Genomic DNA, 16,152 nt, shown 5'->3' with positions numbered 1-16,152 from the left:
GTTACTCGATTACGCCGAGGATGTCGGCTTCACGCATGATCAAATATTCAACGTCGTCAATCTTGACTTCGTTTCCGGCATACTTGGAGAAAAGAATTCTGTCCCCCGGTTTCAGGTCGATGGGAACACGCTGGCCGGTTTCTAGAATCTTACCGGAACCCACGGCTATTACTTCCCCCTCCTGGGGCTTTTCCTTGGCCGTATCAGGCAGGACAATGCCGCCTTTGGTCCTTTCCTCGCTGGGCAGCGGTTTAACAACCACCCTTTCGCCTAATGGTCTGATCACTTAAACCCCTCCTTGTTAACGGTTGGTTTGGTTACATCATTTGTTAGCACTCAAGGTCAATGAGTGCTAACATTACGTAAATATAATATAGAATTAGATTATCAAAAGCAAATTAGATCACCGCATAATTTTCCTTATTTAGGCTAATAAAGGGCAATTATCATGTAATAGCTTTTAATATCTTCTTCTATCTTATTTACAGGTTATTTTTTATTTTTACTCTTGCTCTAGAAATATTTTCCCACATAGTTAAAAGTTTTATACAGGTCCGTAAAAAGAAAAAACTCGACTTTATTCAGTCGAGCCGCACTCGCCGCCCCTGCCGGTCAATTCGGTCGTCAGACGTAGGACGTCGGTCGTCGGTAACAAAAAATTCTTGGGGCGGCTGCCCTAGGATTTGAAAGAATAAAGAAGAATTATTCAGTCGAGCCGCACTCACCGCCCCTGCCGGTCAGGATCTCCAGGCCGTGTGGCAGGGCAGGCATTATTACCGCGAGGCATTCCCGCACCGCTTTAACACTGCCGGGCATGTTTATGATCAGGGTGCTGTTGCGAATACCCGCGACAGCCCTGGAAAGCATCGCCCGGTTGGTTTTTTTCAAACTTTCAGCACGCATGGCCTCGGCCAGGCCGGGCGCCTGTTTGTGGATTACGGCCAGGGTAGCCTCGGGGGTGTTGTCCCTGGGACTGAAGCCTGTACCGCCGGAGGTGAAAACCAGGTCGATCTTTTCCTTGTCTGACATATTAATCATGGCTTCTTTTAAAAGGTCCAGGTCATCGGGTACAACAACGTAGCTTGTCACTTCGCCGAGGGATTTCACCATATCCCTTATGGCCGGTCCGCTTTCGTCCACCCGCTCGCCGCGGGACCCTTTATCGCTGACAGTGATGATGCCTATCTTATACAAGTTAACAACCCCTATTAAAAAATATAGTTATAACGCATTCTGGCGGATACAGCTTTAACCTTACAATGGCCAGATAAACCGGTCCTACAATTCAGGCCAATCTTCCTCGCCCTCACGCTGGAAGACGCCGCTTTTACCTCCGCTTTTACGCACCAGCCTGACGGCGCCGATGACCATCTCCCGGTCCGCCGCCTTGCACATGTCATAAATGGCCAGGGCCGCAGCCGACACAGCAGTCAGGGCCTCCATCTCCACCCCGGTCTGCCCCGTCGTCCTGGCTTTGGCTTCGATTTCGACCCTGCTGCGCTCACGGTCCGGCCGAAAATGGACATCGACTCCCGTCAGCGCCAGGGGGTGACAGAGGGGTATTAAATCCGGAGTCTTTTTAGCCGCCATGATCCCGGCCACGCGAGCCACACCAAATACTTCTCCTTTGGGAACTTTTCCGGCAAGGATCATATCCAGCGTTTCCGCGCGCATGGTCACTTCTCCCCGGGCCACAGCCTCCCTGCGGGTAAATTCTTTTCCGCCCACTTCTACCATCCTGGCCTGGCCAAATTCATCCAAATGAGTCAGCTTGCTCATCATTAACCCTCCATCACCAAACTGCCGGCCTGAAGCCGGACAATTTTGGACAAATACTTATTAATGTTTTAGCATTTCCTCTTCTAACCCTGCCACATAACTTTCCCACAGTCACGCAGGTCGTATCCGCCAAGCCGTTTAACTTCTTCCTGGAACTCGGGCATCCTCATTACTTCCAGCAGGCGCTGGATATAAGGCATATCCCAGTATTCTTCAGGTATGCACAGGTCATAGCGCTCCTCCACGATACCGGCAAAGTCCAGGCCCAGGGCCCGGGCCGCCGCCTGTATGCCCAGCCCGGCATCAGCCGCTCCCGCTTTGACCGCGACGGCTACTGCCATATGGGTATACTCCTCGTGGTCGTAACCGTTAATTTGTTCGGGATCAATGCCCTGCTCCCTCAGCAGGTAATCAAGCAGGATCCTGGTGCCGGCGCCGCGCTGCCGGTTGACGAAACTTACGCCTTCCCTGGTTAAATCTTTTAGATTTGATATGTCCTTGGGGTTGCCTTTAGCTATAATAAGCCCCTGTTCGCGGTAAACCAGGTTTACCAGAATAGTATTACGTCCGGGAAGTATTCTCTTTACATAGGATACATTGTAATCGCCGGTTTCCTCGTCAAGCAGGTGGACCCCGGCGCAGTGAGCCTCCCCGCGCCTCAACGCGGTCAGCCCGCCCAGGCTGCCGACATGAGCCGATGATAGGGTCGCCTCGGGAAATTTGCGCCGCAGAAAATTGGCCAGCACGTCCAGGGTCAGGTCATGGCTGCCGATGATAACGGAGGTCTCTCTTATTTCCCGCGCGGTTTTATAAAGCTCCACCGGCGCGGTTTCTCCGGCGTTAAATCCTTCTGAATTCTGCGGGATCCGGATCATCCCGTCAGCCTGCACCAGCGACATCAGGATCCCGGCGCCGCGGGAAATGGGGGTTGCTACGATTTTATCTCCCACCTGACCCAGCTTAACCCGTACAAATTCCTCCACGCCTATAGGTGAAACCATTTTCCTGGTCACCGAGGCTTCAATTTTTTCCACCGCGGGAGGCACGGTACCGAGTTTTTTAAAAAAAACCGGTTTGACAAAGAGATCCAGATCTATGTATGCGGATACAGGATAGCCGGGCACACCTATCGCCGGCCTGCCGTTTATCTGACCGAGTATTACCGGTTTACCCGGCTTGGTGGCCACGCCATGCACCAGCACCGTTCCCAGAGACCTTATCGCGTCAGCGGTAAAGTCCTCGGAACCTGCCGATGACCCGGCGTTTATCAGTACAATGTCAGCTTCATCAGCGGCTTTGGCCAGCGCAGCCTTGATGCTTTCAAAGTGGTCCACCGTGATTTCCCTGCGCAGGGCGATGCCGCCCCATTTCTCCACTATCGCCCCCAGCATCCTGGAGTTGTACTCAATAATATCCCCCGGCTTCAAATTCGAGCCGGGCTGCACCAACTCCGTGCCGGTCGGCAAAATAGCCACCCGCGGGCGGGGATAAACATAGATCCGGTCAACACCGCCCGCGAGCAGGGCGCCTACATCAACCGGCCTTACGGGATGGTTTGAGGATATGATCATTTCTGTCGCCACCAGGTCCTCCCCCACAACCCTGACATGCTGCCAGGGGGGCGCGGCCTGAATAATCTCGATAAGATCCGGTTTTACATAGTGCACGTCTTCGATCATTATTACAGCGTCACAGCCGTCCGGCAGCGGGTCGCCCGTATCCACCAGGGTCGCGGCCTCACCGACTTTCAACTGTATGGGGGTTGTTTCCGAAGCCCCGTAAGTGTCAGAAGAGCGGACAGCCATACCGTCCATGGCCGAAGCATGGTAATGAGGAGATGAAATCCCGGCGTAAACCGGCGCCGCTGTTATCCTGCCCAGCGCCTCTTCAACAGGAACCAGTTCAGGCCTGCCCGGATCCAGCGCTCCAATACCGGCGAGATAATTAAGGTAGCGCCCTAATGCTTCTTCCCAGGGCAGGTCGTCGAGATATACTTTACGCTTCATACTTTACTAAGCACCTCAATCAATACACAAATAGGCAAAATTTACTAATTCGCTAAATTTACATTTAAAACAATTTTACATCCACAATCTCGCCGGCCTCAACACCTTCTTTGCCGGCAGGAATGCGGGCAAGTCCGTCCGCTTTGATCATAGTATTGATCAACCCTGATTTGCCAAGCACCGGCTCGGCAAAAAGCTGACCTTCTTTACTGCTGATTTTAACCCGGAAATAGTCCTTGCGCCCGGCTGCGGAATGAAGGTTGCGGGTAATAACCGCCTTAACCGGAAACTCCAAAGCGGACTCCTCTTCAGTGGCCGGGTAAGCGCCGTCACGCAGGAGCGGCGCGACCAGAACATCAAATATAACCAGGGCTGACGCCGGGTGACCGGGCAGGCCGAATAATGGTTTGCCTCCTATAAATGCCCCGGCCGTAGGTTTGCCGGGCTTAACGGAAATACCGTGAAAAATCACACCTGGCTTTCCGGCGGAGTCTATAACATTGAATGTGACGTCACGGGCGCCAACCGAGCTTCCTCCTGAGATGAGGACCATATCGTTTTCATCCAGCGCCCGCGCCAGAGCGTCTCTCATTTTTTCGTAGTCATCCGGGACGATGCCGTACAGGCGGGGCTTGCCTCCTGAAGCAGCCACGGCGCCATGCAGGACATATGAGTTAATGTCCCTGATTTGACCGGGAGAGGGTACCTTCAACGGGTCGATCAGTTCATCGCCCGTCGAGATAATACCGACTTTAGTTGGAGGGATTACCTCCACGTCGGTGACACCGATAGATGAAAGCAGCCCCAGGTCCTGCGGCCTGATCCTGTGGCCTGCCGGGAGCGCGACGTCTCCGGCCGCAATGTCCTCTCCGATGCGGATAACATTTTCGCCGGGAGCAACCGGCCTGTTAATTCCGATCGTACGGCTGTCAAGCTCTTCCGTGTATTCCACCATCACAACCGCGTCAGTCCCCTCGGGAAGCATCCCGCCTGTGGCTATATACCAGGCCTGGCCGGCATTGACCCGGCCGGACGGCACCCGGCCTATCAGCACCTCGCCGCTTACATCAACATAAGATGGTATCCCTTCTGAAGCTCCATATGTATCTTTCGCCTTTACAGCGTATCCGTCCACTGTTGATCTGTTGAAAGCAGGCACATCATCTACCGCCCGCACTTCCGCGGCCAGGCGGCGGCCAAGGCTTTCCAGAATGGGGACCTTTACGCCGGCACTAACAACAGGCATGTGGCTCATTATTGCAGCCCTTGCCTCATCCAGTGTCAATACAGTAAAAAGTTCGGCCATAAGCACACTCCAAAGCACAAATTACCGCTGTCTAAAATATAACCATGCAGCGACTTCAGTATTCGGCAGGCTATTTACAGTTTAGCCTTGATCAAAAGCATCCCAGTTCGCATGACTTGATTTTAATTTTCAGCTCATTCGCGGCCTTCCCCACGGTCCCAGTGGCAACTTTTAAATCTTGCGCCAGTTTCCTGGCCTCCGTACAGGTAAGCTTCCCGTCCTTTGCCGCTTGTCTGACTGCATCCAAAACTTCCTGCTTAATTTCTGACATTTACAACACCCCTTATTTTAGTCGTGGGACGTGGGACGTGAGTCGTGTGAATCCTGGTATTTCTCAAGAGCTTTTTGACCCTTGTGACCGTCCCTTTAGTCTCACGTCTCACATCTCATTTCTAACGTCACAATTTGCCGCACACCGGGCAGTCTGTGCTTCTTTCCACCGGCACCTCAAAAAACCTTGCCTGGAGCGCGCTGTAAACCAGCATCCTGCCCACCAGCAGTTCTCCCACACCAAGAATAAAACGTACAGCTTCCGCCGCTTGAATAGTACCAATTACACCCGGCACCGCGCCTAAAACGCCAAGTTCAGTAGTGGTGGGCGCATCCGGCGGCGGCTCAACAGGAAAAATGCATTTAAAACACGGTCCCCGTCCTGGTACTACTGTAAAAGCCTGTCCCGACCAGGCCAGTACCCCTCCGTAAACAAAAGGTATATTCAGCCTGACACAATTCTCATTGATGATATAGCGTGATTTATAATTATCGGTGCAGTCAATAACAAAATCATATTTTTCTATAAGTTCTCTTGCAAGATTTTCGGTAAATCTCTCCTGGTATGGCTCAATATTTAATGCGGGGTTAAGCGCTTTCAGCTTCTCAGCGGCTGAGACCACTTTATAGTGGTCCAGGTCCGGGGTAGTGTGTAGGATTTGGCGCTGGAGATTGGACAGGGAAACAGTGTCATTATCGATCAGGCCGATTCTCCCCACACCGGCCGCGGCAAGATAAAAGGCGGCGGGAGATCCCAGCCCTCCGGCGCCTACCAGCAACACGCCGGCGCTAAGCAGCTTTTCCTGGCCTCTCCGGCCGACCCCTTCCAACAGAATATTGCGATGATAGCGCACCGCCTGTTCTTCGGTTAAAAAATTATTATCCGTCATGTAAATCAACCCTCGAATCACGTTTAGACCTTTTTTAAAACCATCTGCTCAATATATTCCGCCACTCCCGCCGCGTCGTCAAGCCCAAAATGCGGGACATCCTTTTCAGGCTGCACGTCGCTTACCACGGCCAGCAGCTCCCCGTCCGGAATGTCAGGCCGCTCAGAAGTCCCGTGCCGGTAAAATACTTCTATTTTGGGCCACTTTTCCTTCTTGTAACCCTCAACAATTACTAAATCCATCTCTCCGGCCATGGAAATCAAAATCTCCGGTCCCGGGTCCCGCTCAGTTTTTTTAAAAACAGAATAACTTCCCGGCGCCGCCAGAGCCACAAAATCCGCCCCCGCTTGGGCGTGCCGCCAGGTGTCTTTGCCCGGCTGATCAAATCCAACGGCATGGTGGGTATGTTTAATAACACCGATCCTGTATCCACGGCTTTTAAGTTCTATGATTAGCTTCTCCAGAAAGGTGGTTTTGCCCGAACCGGAATAACCGGCCAGGCCAACCACGGGAACCGGCTTCCCCATTTATGCCTCCACCACTTCGATTTTATCTCCTACTTTAACCGGCCCGCCCTCCAGGACCCTGATGAAGATCCCCTCCCTGGGCATGACACAGTCTCCCGCCTGGTAATATATGGCGCAGCGGTTATGGCATTCCTTCCCGATTTGGGTTACTTCGCCTACTGCTTCAGTACCGATTTTCACCTGTGTGCCAATGGGAAGATTTACAAGATCTATACCCTCGGTTGTGAGGTTCTCGGCAAAGTCACCCGGCCCCACGTCCAACCCCATCGCCCGCATCTTATCTATGCTCTCGACAGCGAGAAGGCTGACCTGGCGGTGCCAGGGGCCGGCGTGGGCGTCGTCTTTCAGGCCATATTCCTTGACCAGCAGACCTTCGCCTGTATCCTTTTTGCGCATCCCTTTATTTGGGCTTGTGCAAACTGCTTTAATTATACCCATTTACAAATTACCCTCCTATCTGAGACATTACTCTTTTCTTGTCAGTCCAGCCTTCGTCCATATGGTGCCGGTCAGGTTTCAGGTCAACCGCTTCCATAATCAAATCGGCGATTTCCCTGTCTCCGGCTCCCCTGCGGAGCGGGGTCTTCAGATCAATTTCCCTGGCGTCATAAAGGCACGGCCGCAGGCCGCCGCTTGAGGTCAGGCGCAGGCGGTTGCAGTTTTCACAGAAATGTTCGCTCATGGAGGTAATAAAGCCCACCGTACCCAGGGCGCCCTCAAAGCGGTAGTATTTAGCCGGCCCGTCTCCCTCGGCCATCTTGGCCGGATGCAGCCTGCCGACCCTGCGGTTGATCCTGTCCAATATCTCCCCGGCCGGCACAAAACGTCCCTCCGTCCACTTATTACAGGTGCCGATAGGCATCAGCTCGATGAAGCGGATATGCAGAGGCCTTTTCTTTGTAAGGCGGGCCATGGACTCCACCTCGTCATCGTTAAAATCACGGACTACCACGGTATTCAGCTTAACCGGGTGAAGCCCCGCGTCAAGTGCCGCCTGGATTCCTTTCCATGCTGACGCCAGGCTGCCGCCCCTGGTAACTTCCCGGTAACGATCATCTTTTAAAGTATCCAGGCTGATATTTACTCTTTTTACCCCGGCTTCTTTTAACGCAGCTGCGTGATCCGGCAGAAGAATGCCGTTCGTGGTTAGTGTTATGTCATCTATGCCAGGAATATTCGCAAAACGCCGCACTAGGTCCTCGACACCCCTGCGTACCAGCGGCTCGCCTCCGGTAAGGCGTATTTTCCTAATTCCCACCAGGGCCGCCGCTCTTACTATGGCCTCGAATTCTTCATCACGCAGGATTTCGTCGTGGGGTATCGATTTTACACCTTCCGGCGGCAGGCAGTAGATGCAGCGCAGATTGCACTTGTCCGTCACCGAAACACGCAGGTAGTTTATCTCTCGCCTGTAAGTATCACGCATTTTTTTCACCCTTCTAAATGAGCAGTTAGTTATTTAAAACAGATTCTTCTTTTGCTTATTTTTGCGCATCAGCGGCCCCTCTGCTGGGCAGTAGTCAAGGCCACGGTAACCCCGAAAGCAAGCAGCAGGAGAATTATACTGAACGCAGTGGCTATTTCCCAGTTGCCCTTGTTTACTTCCAAAACTGTTGTAGTTGTTAGGACCATGGTGTAACCTTTCAAATTGCCCCCCACCATCATCGAGGCCCCTACTTCTGACACAGCCCCGCCAAAACCAGCGATGACAGCCGCCAGCAGGCCCAGCCTGGACTCCCTTAGAAGCAGCCACAGCAGCTGGAGCTTGGAGGCGCCCAGGGCCAGGATTTGGAGCCTTATTTTAGGGTTCAGCGACTGTATGGCGGCAATAGTAAATCCCGTAATAATAGGCGCCGCGATTATAACCTGGGCGGTGATCATGGCTGTCGGGGTGTACAGCACCTGCAAAACGCCCAGGGGGCCATAACGGCTGAAAGTCAGCCAGACCCAGAGACCTACCACCACCGGTGGCAGGCCCATGCCGAAATTAATTATGCTGATTACCAGCTTCCGGCCCGGGAAGGAGGACAGCGCCAGCACAGTGCCCAGGGGCAGGCCGATGAGCATGCCGATAATGGTCGCGCTGCCCGAAACGTGAACAGTACGGAAGATTACCTCATATACTTCCGGATTACCGCTGAGCAAGAGGCGAATGGCCTCAATCAGTCCCTGCCAGTAGACTTCCATATAACATCACTACTTTCGATACGATATGTTTGTCTGTATATAACGAATTGTAAAATTAAGGGCCTTGCCGGCCTGTGCTAATCTTGCCTGATAATTTTTGCATAAATTTGTCGACTTCCTGCTCCATCCTGCAATACGTCTCAAGCAGCTCTTCTGCTTCCGGTGTAAGCCGGGCCCATCCTCCGGCTTCACCGCCCACCCTGGCGACAACCAGCGGTATTCCCCATTTCCTCTCTGTGGCCCGTATCTTTCCCCAGGCAGCCCGGTAGGACATCCCCATTCCCCTGGCTGCTTGTGAAATGGAACCCAGCCCGGCTATGCTGGAGAGCAGGTTGTACAGCCCGTCCCCGAAAATAGCCCCGTTCTTTTCCAGCCACAGCTTGTGTTTAGCGCTAATTCCCTCGAAATCAGAGCCATTTGATTTGCTGCGCACCGTGCCCATATAGATTGCACCCCGCTATCCGGGCTTGTCTCAAGCTGATCAACCCGCAGCCTGCCTGGAACTTTAAGTGGTATAATACAAAACTTAGCTGATTTATCAACAGCCGGCGGGCATACTTCAGCTTTCACACTCAACCTTTATTCATCAATTATACACTAAAAGTACAACTTATTGTCTGAAAACTATAACCAAATTAAGATCTTCCTTCTAACTTTATTTTACCTTTAATAAACATCTTGATTTTGGGTATAAATCAACATAAACAGCGCTAAATCACAGTGAAGTTATAGCCAATGAATTTTTTTCTTGTTAATACTTTGAACGGATCAACCCCCGCCTACAGCAGGGAAAAGAGATACGCGGTCTCCGTCATTAAGGGTCACTTCAAAATTTTTATGGACGCCATTTACTAAAAATGTAAATACTTTTTCCTCGGGAATGTTTAACTTTTTTAAAAGCTCTCTCCCGGTAAAACCTTCTGTTATGCCGACAGTGATAACCTGTCCGAAAGTTGTGCCGGGAATAAAAACCTCAAGACCTGAAAAAACCCTTACTTCTACCTGCAAAAGACTTCACTCCCTAAGATTATTAAGGTAGAACCGAAAATATCTAAGAGCCCGCAGTTAAACTGAATTTATAATACTTTATGTCCGTATTATTAACAACCCCAATGGAAAGGATCTTTATGCAAATTCTTCTGCAATTTATATGCAATTCTTCTGCCATTACTTGCCTTTATCTCACATAAATGCGTGCTATTTTTTATCCTCATTTTTAAACCCCAGTAATACCCGGTAGGGGCCCGGGGTGCCTGGCGGGACGTAAGCCACCCTGTCGCCGGGCTTAATCAGGCAGTGGGCGCCAAAAGGACTTGCCTTTCCGTTAACAAAAATAATTTCAATCTTTTCAAAAGGTATATCCAGTTTTGCGGCCAGATCAGCCGCGCTTATCTCTTCCTCTAATTCAACTTTTATCGGTTGGGACCACTCTCTTTCTTCGAAAAGCTTCTTTATATCCCCGAATCCCCTTACTTCAATAGTGTCCATTTTCCGTCCTCCTAATTTTGAACTTGTTAGCCGGGGTAATGCTTACTTCACACTCTACATTCTGTTAAGCCCGTTCGATGAACATAAAAATAAAAGAGAGAAGGAAAGCAGGATATTGTATGTTTTATTTAAAAGGGAAAATTACCGGTTGTTAAAACAGTGAAAGAAGGAATCCACAGGCCGAGAAAAGCCCATACAAGCAAAGAATAGGCCAGTGAGCTGGCAGCAAACTTCCCGTAGGCGTTCAGCCAGACCATGACAGTCAAGGCTGTATAGCCGGCGCACATCAGCGCCAGGTAGAGAGCCGCGGGCACCAGTGGGGTGCCGACCAGATAAACAAGACAATAGATGGCTGAAATGACAGCAACGGTCAGGCTCACATTACCGACGGACCTCATATCTTCCAGCCCTGTCAGCAAGGCGTGTGACACACTGATGTAGAGTATTCCATGGGCGAAAAGCAAGCCGGCGCCAAAGACATCCTGTTTAAACAAGGGGGTTGCCTGTACTAAGGCGCAGATGACAACAAGGACCCCAACAACTCCCGTAACCGCCCCAGTTCCTTTGGCTTCTCCTTTACCCAGGAAAAGCAGTGCCACAGGGACCCACATAATAGATATGAATATAAGGACAGCAAGTGTTAACGGCATGAAAATACCACCCCTCTAAAAAATACCTTATTTTATTATTTTAAGCTTTCCTTCTCTCTCAAATACAGATCTCAATTAAATATTAATCCACCTCCATTTTTCGAAATATTACTAACACTTTCAATATTGCAAAAACTATACCTTTATAGCCTGTTTTTCAGTTGCAGCTGCATAGCGGGGAGCCCTGAGAACGCGCAAAATAACACCAGGACCCCCTTCACTCCCTGCCGGGTGACAGTCAGGGTTTCAGGCATTTGTCCAAGGCCCCGGTTGATACTGTGCCTATTTCAAACATATATAATAAAGGGTCTCACGGGATTGGCTAAGCAAAAGGGGGGAAGCTGTAAAGCCATAAAAAGCGGTACTCCACATAACCAAAAGTCCAAAGACCAAGAACGCAGCTTCGTGGCGGGATATGTGCAGTATAAACGATGTTCCGCCGGCAACATGAAGCAGTGCCGGCTGTATGCGCAGCCAGGGCGGTCTGGTTGATATTCACTGAACTGCCGCTAAACAGCCAATTCCAGAGTATTGAGGCGGCGGCTTTTTTTGTTTTCCTTCGGTCAGCCTGTAAATATAGCCATCCGGGAAGAGCAGTATAAAGACAATACTAAACGCGCTGTTCCCAAATTGCAGAATACCCCCAGTCCTAACAGCAGACCTGCCGGGCCAAAGATATATTTATAATGGTGTTAGGCGGGCTGAAAATAAGCCTGACCATAGACGTCCCGATATAATACAACAACGGTTTTTTCTGGAGCGGATGTTCCGGAATGGAACATAAAACTGACGCTAAATAGATAAGACAGCAGTATAGTTTTAATTGTTCAACTTTAGCTTGATGTTTAATTCTTTTAGCATTTTCTTGATATCTTTTAGGTACTGGTTAATATCAATCCAGCCTATTCTCTCGTCGTAGACCCATGTGGTGGCGTAATCCGGTTTAAATTGATCAGTCTTGTTGTTCATAATAAAACCTTCACTCTTAAAATGTTATAGGACTGTTAAATAGCAAAACTGCTGCCATTATACCGGCGCAGAAGAGATTTCACTTATTAGATAATTTTTACAATGAACATTCTGTACAGAGTATGCAATGAAGCCGTTAAACCTGCCCGGGCAGGCACAGGTATTTTTTATGCTTAGAAGGAAAAGGTTATGGTACAATGTAATCGCAAATTTTGAATATATAAAAGGAGAATTGAAATGACCGGCAAAGAGGAAAAAGTAATAGTGATAGAAACCACTATAGACGACATGAATCCGGAGATTTACTCCTACATACTGGACAAATTAATAAAAGAAGGCGCCCTTGACGCATATACGATGCCCGTATACATGAAAAAAAACCGGCCTGCCAACCTTTTGTCCGTGATTTGCCGCGAGGAAAAGTTAGAAATGCTGCTGCAGTTGATTTTCAGAGAGACCACAACGTTGGGCGTACGTATCAGAGAAGAAAAGAGAAGAGTTCTTTTCAGGAGTTTTGAGAAAGTAAGTACTCCATGGGGAGAAGTAAATATTAAAATTGGCCGCGCCGGTGAAAATGACAGTGAAATGCTGCAAATCGCACCTGAATATGAAGAATGCAAAACCATTTCAGAAGGTTGCGGTGTCCCCCTCAAAAAAGTGTACACCGCCGCCTTGCTGGCCTTTGCGGAGCTTAAAAAGGAGTAATTAAGTTTAACAAAAAATATAAAAGAATTTCTAGCCCAGTGTGGATTTACTAACTACCGCGGTTAAACGCTCCAGGAACTTGCTCTTCAGCAAAATGCTGCGGCGAAATAAGACCAGGGTCCTCTCGCTTTCCCTGGATGGCTTTTTCCTGTATGAATCCAGTGCTCCGATTACTTTTTCACGAAGCTGCTCGACCATATCGCTGCTGCCCAAATTGGTCACCGGAAGGTCCAACTCCCGGCATATGGCCCTTAAATCATAGCCATCCAGCAAAGAAAACTTATTCAAAAGGTACCTTACATCTTCCATTAAACTATCCGGCGTGGACATGAAAAATCCTCCTCTAAACGCTGAACAGCGGGGTGGCCGGGCCACCCCGCTGAATTCAGTATTAACCGAATCTGCTTTCTTTACACCTGATAATTCGTCCAGGTGAGAATATCATTCATCAGGACTAAAAGTTCATCACTTCGTCCAGTTCATCTTTCAGAGCAAACTTGGTGTTGTGCGGAGCCAGCTCTTCATTGTAGAAGAATTCCGGCAGGCGGTCGTCTTCCTTGGTGAAGCCGGCCTTTTTGTTAAATTCTCTCTCAGCCCTGAGGATGCTCATGCCCAGAGCCACCACGTCGTCACCGGTAAGGCTCAGCCCGTACATGGCGTTGAGCATTTCAACTACAGTCGGGAGTGCTTCCGGGTTGTCCAGAACGGCAAAGGCTACGAAAAGGCAGAGGCCTGTGCTGTCTACTGCGGCAGTGGCGATCTGCAGGTTCCTGGACAGATCAACCTGTCCTTCGTCTTTCGTCGGGTCTACGAAGCCGCCCACTCTAAGGATGTTCGCGGTAACAGCATAGCCTGCGGTGTGGTCCGCGCCCATGGGAGTGGTAGCGTAGGTTACGCCGTTGCCTCTGCAGGAGCGGGGGTCATAAGCCGGGATAGCCTGGCCTTTGACAGTCGGAACACGGGTAATGCCGTACAGTTTTCCTGCGAAGGTTGCGCCGGCGCCGATAACACGGCCCAGGGGAGTTCCTTTGGCAACTTCTTTGAACGCTTCAATAGCAGCTTTGCCGTCGCCGAAGGGAACCACGCCGGCTTCCATCAGGACGCCCAGTGTAGCGCCCGCCTCGATGGTGTCCAGGCCGGCGTCATTGCAGATGTAGTTCAGTTCGCCGACTACATCCAGGCTGTTGATTTCAGCGTTCGGGCCAAAGCCCCAGGCGGTTTCATATTCAATCTTGCCCATTTGGGTGCCGTCCGGGAGGATAAAGACGTTGGAGCAGCGCATTACGCAGCCGGGGTGGCAGGCGTGGGTCGCTTTGCCGCCGCGGGCGTTGCAGGCTTCCGCCAGTGACTCGCCGCCTACCATGTTGGCATCGTCAAAGCGGCCGCGGGTAAAGTTCCTGGTGGGCAGGGTGCCGGCTTCGTTGATGATGTTCATCAGCACGTTGGTGCCGTACGCGGGCAGGCCCTGGCCGGTAACCGGGTGGTCCAGCAGGATCTTCGCAAACTTTTTGGATGCAGCCATGAAGCGCTCTTTATCCTTAACCGGCACGTCAAAGGTTTTCGGCGCGTCAATTACGATAGCTTTCAGGCCTTTGGATCCCATTACAGCACCCATGCCGCCGCGGCCAAAGTAACGGTCGCCGAGACCTTCTATGTTGCTGGCGCCAATACCGGCGCTGGGCATTTGCATTTCACCGGCCGGACCGATAAATATAACAGCGGTCTTTTTGCCGTATTTTTCTTGCAGCACTCTTACAGTCTCGTAACCGCCCTTGCCGGCCAGGTAGTCGGCGGGAAGCAGTTCGGCGCCATCAGCAGTAAGTTTAAGCAGGTAAAGCTCGCCAGCAGTTGCTTTGCCTTCAATAACAACTGCCTTGTAGCCCAGGTTGGCCAGCTTCTGGGAAGGAGTACCACCTGAGTTGCTTTCCTTGATGCCGCCGGTCAGCGGGCTCTTGCCGCCACACGACATCCGGCCTGAAGACGGAGCGTTGGTCCCGGAAAGAAGGCCGGGAGCAAAGATCAGCTTGTTAAACGGTCCAAGCGGCTCACAGGTTGCCGGAACTTCATCAAGAACAAACTGCGAAGTGAGACCCCTGCCGCCCAGAGCAGCGTACTTCTCGGGCGCAGCTTCCGTTTTTAGTTCCTTGGTGGTCATATTGACCCTTAAAAATTTGTCCATTAAAAAACGTTCCCCCTTTTTAGATTATTTAATTAACAGGTTAAATCTCTTTATAAAATGATATGCAACATTGATACCATGAAAAAAAAAGCATTATCCCTTTCGGGATAACCCTCCTGGCCGAATACAGCCCGTAAAATATTTTCGTTTTTATTGATTCCGGTTCTTTTCCGGCCGGCGCCTGTCTTAAGATAATACAAAACTACCGGTCTAAATTGGAGCAAGTGCGCCATGATGGAACAGGCAGCTCTGCCAAGCCGTCTTATTTTGATTTATTATTATACATTTTTAACATAAATTTTATAATATTTATTACTTTATGCTTTATTATGCATAACGCATGCCAGAAAAAACAACCTCGTGTATCAAAATTTACTTAAGACCCCGCTGAGGGTCTCATTCATGCTCCCGCTCCGGAAACCCTTCAGGTCCAGCGCCGCATAAGTATAACCTATTTCTTTAAATTTGGCGGCAACTTCTCCGGATTTCTCCACCAGCAGACCAAAGCAGTCAAGGGGGACCTCTATGCGGGCCAGGTTGCCGTGGTGCCTTACCCTGAGCTGGCGTATTCCCAGGCTTTTTAAAAATTCTTCAGCCTGGTGCACCATCGCCAGGCTCTCCCGGGTTATTTCAGCACCGTATGGAAACCTTGTGGCCAGGCAGGGGTTGGCCGGCTTACTGGCGGTGGGGAGAGCGAACTGCCGGGAAAGGGCATAGATCTCCTGTTTCGTTATACCAGCCTCCATCAGCGGCGCTCTAACCCCAAGTTCCTTGCCGGCACGTATGCCAGGGCGGTAATCATCAGCGTCGTCGGCGTTCACCCCGTCAAGCACGTGACTAATACCCTTTTCCCTGGCTACCCTGATTAATTCGGCGTATATTTCTTTCTTGCAGTGATAGCACCTGTCTGGCGGGTTGCCCCTGAAAGCGGCGCTCTTGAGCCCGTTGACTTTTAAAACAATATGCTCGGCGCCGATCTGGCCCGCCAGCACTATGGCCTCGTCTGCCTCGCCGGGAGGATATATTTCCGAGGAGGCGGTCACTGCCAGCACCTGATCACCCAGCACATCATGGGCGACTTTGAGCAGCAGAGTGCTGTCGACACCGCCGGAAAAGGCAACCAGTACTTTCCCGCAGTTCTTTAAAAAATTTCTAAGCCGGTCCAGTTTCTGGTCAAGCTGATCCATAGCAAAACC

General features: G+C 50.7%; 21 protein-coding genes. 2 read left to right on the top strand and 19 right to left on the bottom strand.

Features of this window, described 5'->3' with window-relative positions:
- Position 1: 1 nt before the first annotated feature.
- The 15 genes from groES to ACOBQJ_RS02695 all read right to left on the bottom strand — a co-directional run bounded on the left by groES (position 2) and on the right by ACOBQJ_RS02695 (position 11,103).
- Positions 2 to 286: a co-chaperone GroES gene (groES, locus tag ACOBQJ_RS02765; protein ID WP_421070199.1), complete on the bottom strand. Its 285-nt coding sequence runs from the start codon at positions 284 to 286 to the stop codon at positions 2 to 4.
- Positions 287 to 702: 416 nt separating this feature from the next.
- Positions 703 to 1,194 (bottom strand): MogA/MoaB family molybdenum cofactor biosynthesis protein, encoded by a 492-nt coding sequence (locus ACOBQJ_RS02760; RefSeq protein ID WP_421070198.1) that lies wholly within the window; start codon positions 1,192 to 1,194, stop codon positions 703 to 705.
- A gap of 84 nt (positions 1,195 to 1,278) precedes the next feature.
- Complete coding sequence (moaC, locus tag ACOBQJ_RS02755) at positions 1,279 to 1,779, bottom strand: cyclic pyranopterin monophosphate synthase MoaC (protein ID WP_421070408.1); 501 nt, start codon at positions 1,777 to 1,779, stop codon at positions 1,279 to 1,281.
- An 83-nt stretch (positions 1,780 to 1,862) separates the two neighbouring features.
- Entirely contained in the window at positions 1,863 to 3,785 is a 1,923-nt protein-coding gene (locus ACOBQJ_RS02750) for a molybdopterin biosynthesis protein (protein ID WP_421070197.1), read from the bottom strand.
- A gap of 64 nt (positions 3,786 to 3,849) precedes the next feature.
- Complete coding sequence (gene glp / locus ACOBQJ_RS02745) at positions 3,850 to 5,091, bottom strand: gephyrin-like molybdotransferase Glp (RefSeq protein WP_421070196.1); 1,242 nt, start codon at positions 5,089 to 5,091, stop codon at positions 3,850 to 3,852.
- A gap of 91 nt (positions 5,092 to 5,182) precedes the next feature.
- Positions 5,183 to 5,362 (bottom strand): hypothetical protein, encoded by a 180-nt coding sequence (locus tag ACOBQJ_RS02740; protein WP_421070195.1) that lies wholly within the window; start codon positions 5,360 to 5,362, stop codon positions 5,183 to 5,185.
- A gap of 127 nt (positions 5,363 to 5,489) precedes the next feature.
- Positions 5,490 to 6,251: a HesA/MoeB/ThiF family protein gene (locus ACOBQJ_RS02735; protein ID WP_421070194.1), complete on the bottom strand. Its 762-nt coding sequence runs from the start codon at positions 6,249 to 6,251 to the stop codon at positions 5,490 to 5,492.
- 23 nt (positions 6,252 to 6,274) lie between these two features.
- Positions 6,275 to 6,778, bottom strand: a complete 504-nt coding sequence (gene mobB / locus ACOBQJ_RS02730; RefSeq protein WP_421070193.1) for a molybdopterin-guanine dinucleotide biosynthesis protein B — start codon at positions 6,776 to 6,778, stop codon at positions 6,275 to 6,277.
- The gene (locus tag ACOBQJ_RS02725; RefSeq protein WP_421070192.1) at positions 6,779 to 7,216 is read right to left on the bottom strand and encodes an MOSC domain-containing protein; all 438 of its coding nucleotides are present in this window, start codon (positions 7,214 to 7,216) and stop codon (positions 6,779 to 6,781) included.
- 7 nt (positions 7,217 to 7,223) lie between these two features.
- A complete protein-coding gene (gene moaA / locus ACOBQJ_RS02720) occupies positions 7,224 to 8,204 on the bottom strand; it encodes a GTP 3',8-cyclase MoaA (RefSeq protein WP_421070191.1) in 981 nt (326 codons plus the stop codon).
- Positions 8,205 to 8,272: 68 nt separating this feature from the next.
- Positions 8,273 to 8,965, bottom strand: a complete 693-nt coding sequence (locus tag ACOBQJ_RS02715; RefSeq protein ID WP_421070190.1) for an ABC transporter permease — start codon at positions 8,963 to 8,965, stop codon at positions 8,273 to 8,275.
- 55 nt (positions 8,966 to 9,020) lie between these two features.
- Entirely contained in the window at positions 9,021 to 9,407 is a 387-nt protein-coding gene (locus tag ACOBQJ_RS02710; protein WP_421070189.1) for a winged helix-turn-helix domain-containing protein, read from the bottom strand.
- Positions 9,408 to 9,733: 326 nt separating this feature from the next.
- Complete coding sequence (locus ACOBQJ_RS02705) at positions 9,734 to 9,973, bottom strand: MoaD/ThiS family protein (protein ID WP_421070188.1); 240 nt, start codon at positions 9,971 to 9,973, stop codon at positions 9,734 to 9,736.
- Positions 9,974 to 10,162: 189 nt separating this feature from the next.
- A complete protein-coding gene (locus ACOBQJ_RS02700) occupies positions 10,163 to 10,453 on the bottom strand; it encodes a MoaD/ThiS family protein (RefSeq protein ID WP_421070187.1) in 291 nt (96 codons plus the stop codon).
- 128 nt (positions 10,454 to 10,581) lie between these two features.
- Positions 10,582 to 11,103, bottom strand: coding sequence for a transporter (locus ACOBQJ_RS02695; protein WP_421070186.1), 522 nt, complete (start codon positions 11,101 to 11,103; stop codon positions 10,582 to 10,584).
- Positions 11,104 to 11,534: 431 nt separating this feature from the next.
- Here ACOBQJ_RS02695 and ACOBQJ_RS02690 point away from each other — a divergent pair, with 431 nt between their 5' ends.
- A complete protein-coding gene (locus ACOBQJ_RS02690; RefSeq protein ID WP_421070185.1) occupies positions 11,535 to 11,705 on the top strand; it encodes a hypothetical protein in 171 nt (56 codons plus the stop codon).
- Positions 11,706 to 11,922: 217 nt separating this feature from the next.
- On the opposite strand, the gene ACOBQJ_RS02685 is transcribed toward ACOBQJ_RS02690, so the two are convergent.
- Positions 11,923 to 12,072 (bottom strand): hypothetical protein, encoded by a 150-nt coding sequence (locus ACOBQJ_RS02685; RefSeq protein ID WP_421070184.1) that lies wholly within the window; start codon positions 12,070 to 12,072, stop codon positions 11,923 to 11,925.
- Positions 12,073 to 12,309: 237 nt separating this feature from the next.
- Between ACOBQJ_RS02685 and larC the strand changes: the two genes are divergently transcribed.
- Positions 12,310 to 12,777 (top strand): nickel insertion protein, encoded by a 468-nt coding sequence (larC, locus tag ACOBQJ_RS02680; RefSeq protein WP_421070183.1) that lies wholly within the window; start codon positions 12,310 to 12,312, stop codon positions 12,775 to 12,777.
- Between the two features lie 30 nt (positions 12,778 to 12,807).
- On the opposite strand, the gene ACOBQJ_RS02675 is transcribed toward larC, so the two are convergent.
- The 3 genes from ACOBQJ_RS02675 to larE form a co-directional block, all read right to left on the bottom strand.
- Positions 12,808 to 13,107, bottom strand: a complete 300-nt coding sequence (locus ACOBQJ_RS02675; protein ID WP_421070182.1) for a hypothetical protein — start codon at positions 13,105 to 13,107, stop codon at positions 12,808 to 12,810.
- Positions 13,108 to 13,231: 124 nt separating this feature from the next.
- Positions 13,232 to 14,956 (bottom strand): aldehyde ferredoxin oxidoreductase family protein, encoded by a 1,725-nt coding sequence (locus tag ACOBQJ_RS02670; RefSeq protein ID WP_421070181.1) that lies wholly within the window; start codon positions 14,954 to 14,956, stop codon positions 13,232 to 13,234.
- A gap of 365 nt (positions 14,957 to 15,321) precedes the next feature.
- Complete coding sequence (larE, locus tag ACOBQJ_RS02665; RefSeq protein ID WP_421070180.1) at positions 15,322 to 16,143, bottom strand: ATP-dependent sacrificial sulfur transferase LarE; 822 nt, start codon at positions 16,141 to 16,143, stop codon at positions 15,322 to 15,324.
- Positions 16,144 to 16,152 lie beyond the last annotated feature (9 nt).

The organism is Pelotomaculum propionicicum (assembly GCF_048984525.1).
Taxonomy (GTDB): domain Bacteria; phylum Bacillota; class Desulfotomaculia; order Desulfotomaculales; family Pelotomaculaceae; genus Syntrophopropionicum; species Syntrophopropionicum propionicicum_A.
The sequence above is the reverse complement of the archived record's forward strand: the minus strand, read 5'-3'. Positions and strand labels throughout refer to the sequence as shown.

What these genes read in the sequence shown, in the direction of transcription:
- moaC (WP_421070408.1), bottom strand. Translation starts at nt 1,779, where the DNA reads ATGAGCAAGCTGACTCATTTGGATGAATTTGGCCAGGCCAGGATGGTA.
- ACOBQJ_RS02750 (WP_421070197.1), bottom strand. Translation starts at nt 3,785, where the DNA reads ATGAAGCGTAAAGTATATCTCGACGACCTGCCCTGGGAAGAAGCATTA.
- glp (WP_421070196.1), bottom strand. Translation starts at nt 5,091, where the DNA reads ATGGCCGAACTTTTTACTGTATTGACACTGGATGAGGCAAGGGCTGCA.
- ACOBQJ_RS02740 (WP_421070195.1), bottom strand. Translation starts at nt 5,362, where the DNA reads ATGTCAGAAATTAAGCAGGAAGTTTTGGATGCAGTCAGACAAGCGGCA.
- ACOBQJ_RS02735 (WP_421070194.1), bottom strand. Translation starts at nt 6,251, where the DNA reads ATGACGGATAATAATTTTTTAACCGAAGAACAGGCGGTGCGCTATCAT.
- mobB (WP_421070193.1), bottom strand. Translation starts at nt 6,778, where the DNA reads ATGGGGAAGCCGGTTCCCGTGGTTGGCCTGGCCGGTTATTCCGGTTCG.
- ACOBQJ_RS02725 (WP_421070192.1), bottom strand. Translation starts at nt 7,216, where the DNA reads ATGGGTATAATTAAAGCAGTTTGCACAAGCCCAAATAAAGGGATGCGC.
- moaA (WP_421070191.1), bottom strand. Translation starts at nt 8,204, where the DNA reads ATGCGTGATACTTACAGGCGAGAGATAAACTACCTGCGTGTTTCGGTG.
- ACOBQJ_RS02715 (WP_421070190.1), bottom strand. Translation starts at nt 8,965, where the DNA reads ATGGAAGTCTACTGGCAGGGACTGATTGAGGCCATTCGCCTCTTGCTC.
- ACOBQJ_RS02710 (WP_421070189.1), bottom strand. Translation starts at nt 9,407, where the DNA reads ATGGGCACGGTGCGCAGCAAATCAAATGGCTCTGATTTCGAGGGAATT.
- ACOBQJ_RS02700 (WP_421070187.1), bottom strand. Translation starts at nt 10,453, where the DNA reads ATGGACACTATTGAAGTAAGGGGATTCGGGGATATAAAGAAGCTTTTC.
- ACOBQJ_RS02695 (WP_421070186.1), bottom strand. Translation starts at nt 11,103, where the DNA reads ATGCCGTTAACACTTGCTGTCCTTATATTCATATCTATTATGTGGGTC.
- ACOBQJ_RS02690 (WP_421070185.1), top strand. Translation starts at nt 11,535, where the DNA reads ATGTTCCGCCGGCAACATGAAGCAGTGCCGGCTGTATGCGCAGCCAGG.
- ACOBQJ_RS02685 (WP_421070184.1), bottom strand. Translation starts at nt 12,072, where the DNA reads ATGAACAACAAGACTGATCAATTTAAACCGGATTACGCCACCACATGG.
- larC (WP_421070183.1), top strand. Translation starts at nt 12,310, where the DNA reads ATGACCGGCAAAGAGGAAAAAGTAATAGTGATAGAAACCACTATAGAC.
- ACOBQJ_RS02675 (WP_421070182.1), bottom strand. Translation starts at nt 13,107, where the DNA reads ATGTCCACGCCGGATAGTTTAATGGAAGATGTAAGGTACCTTTTGAAT.
- ACOBQJ_RS02670 (WP_421070181.1), bottom strand. Translation starts at nt 14,956, where the DNA reads ATGGACAAATTTTTAAGGGTCAATATGACCACCAAGGAACTAAAAACG.
- larE (WP_421070180.1), bottom strand. Translation starts at nt 16,143, where the DNA reads ATGGATCAGCTTGACCAGAAACTGGACCGGCTTAGAAATTTTTTAAAG.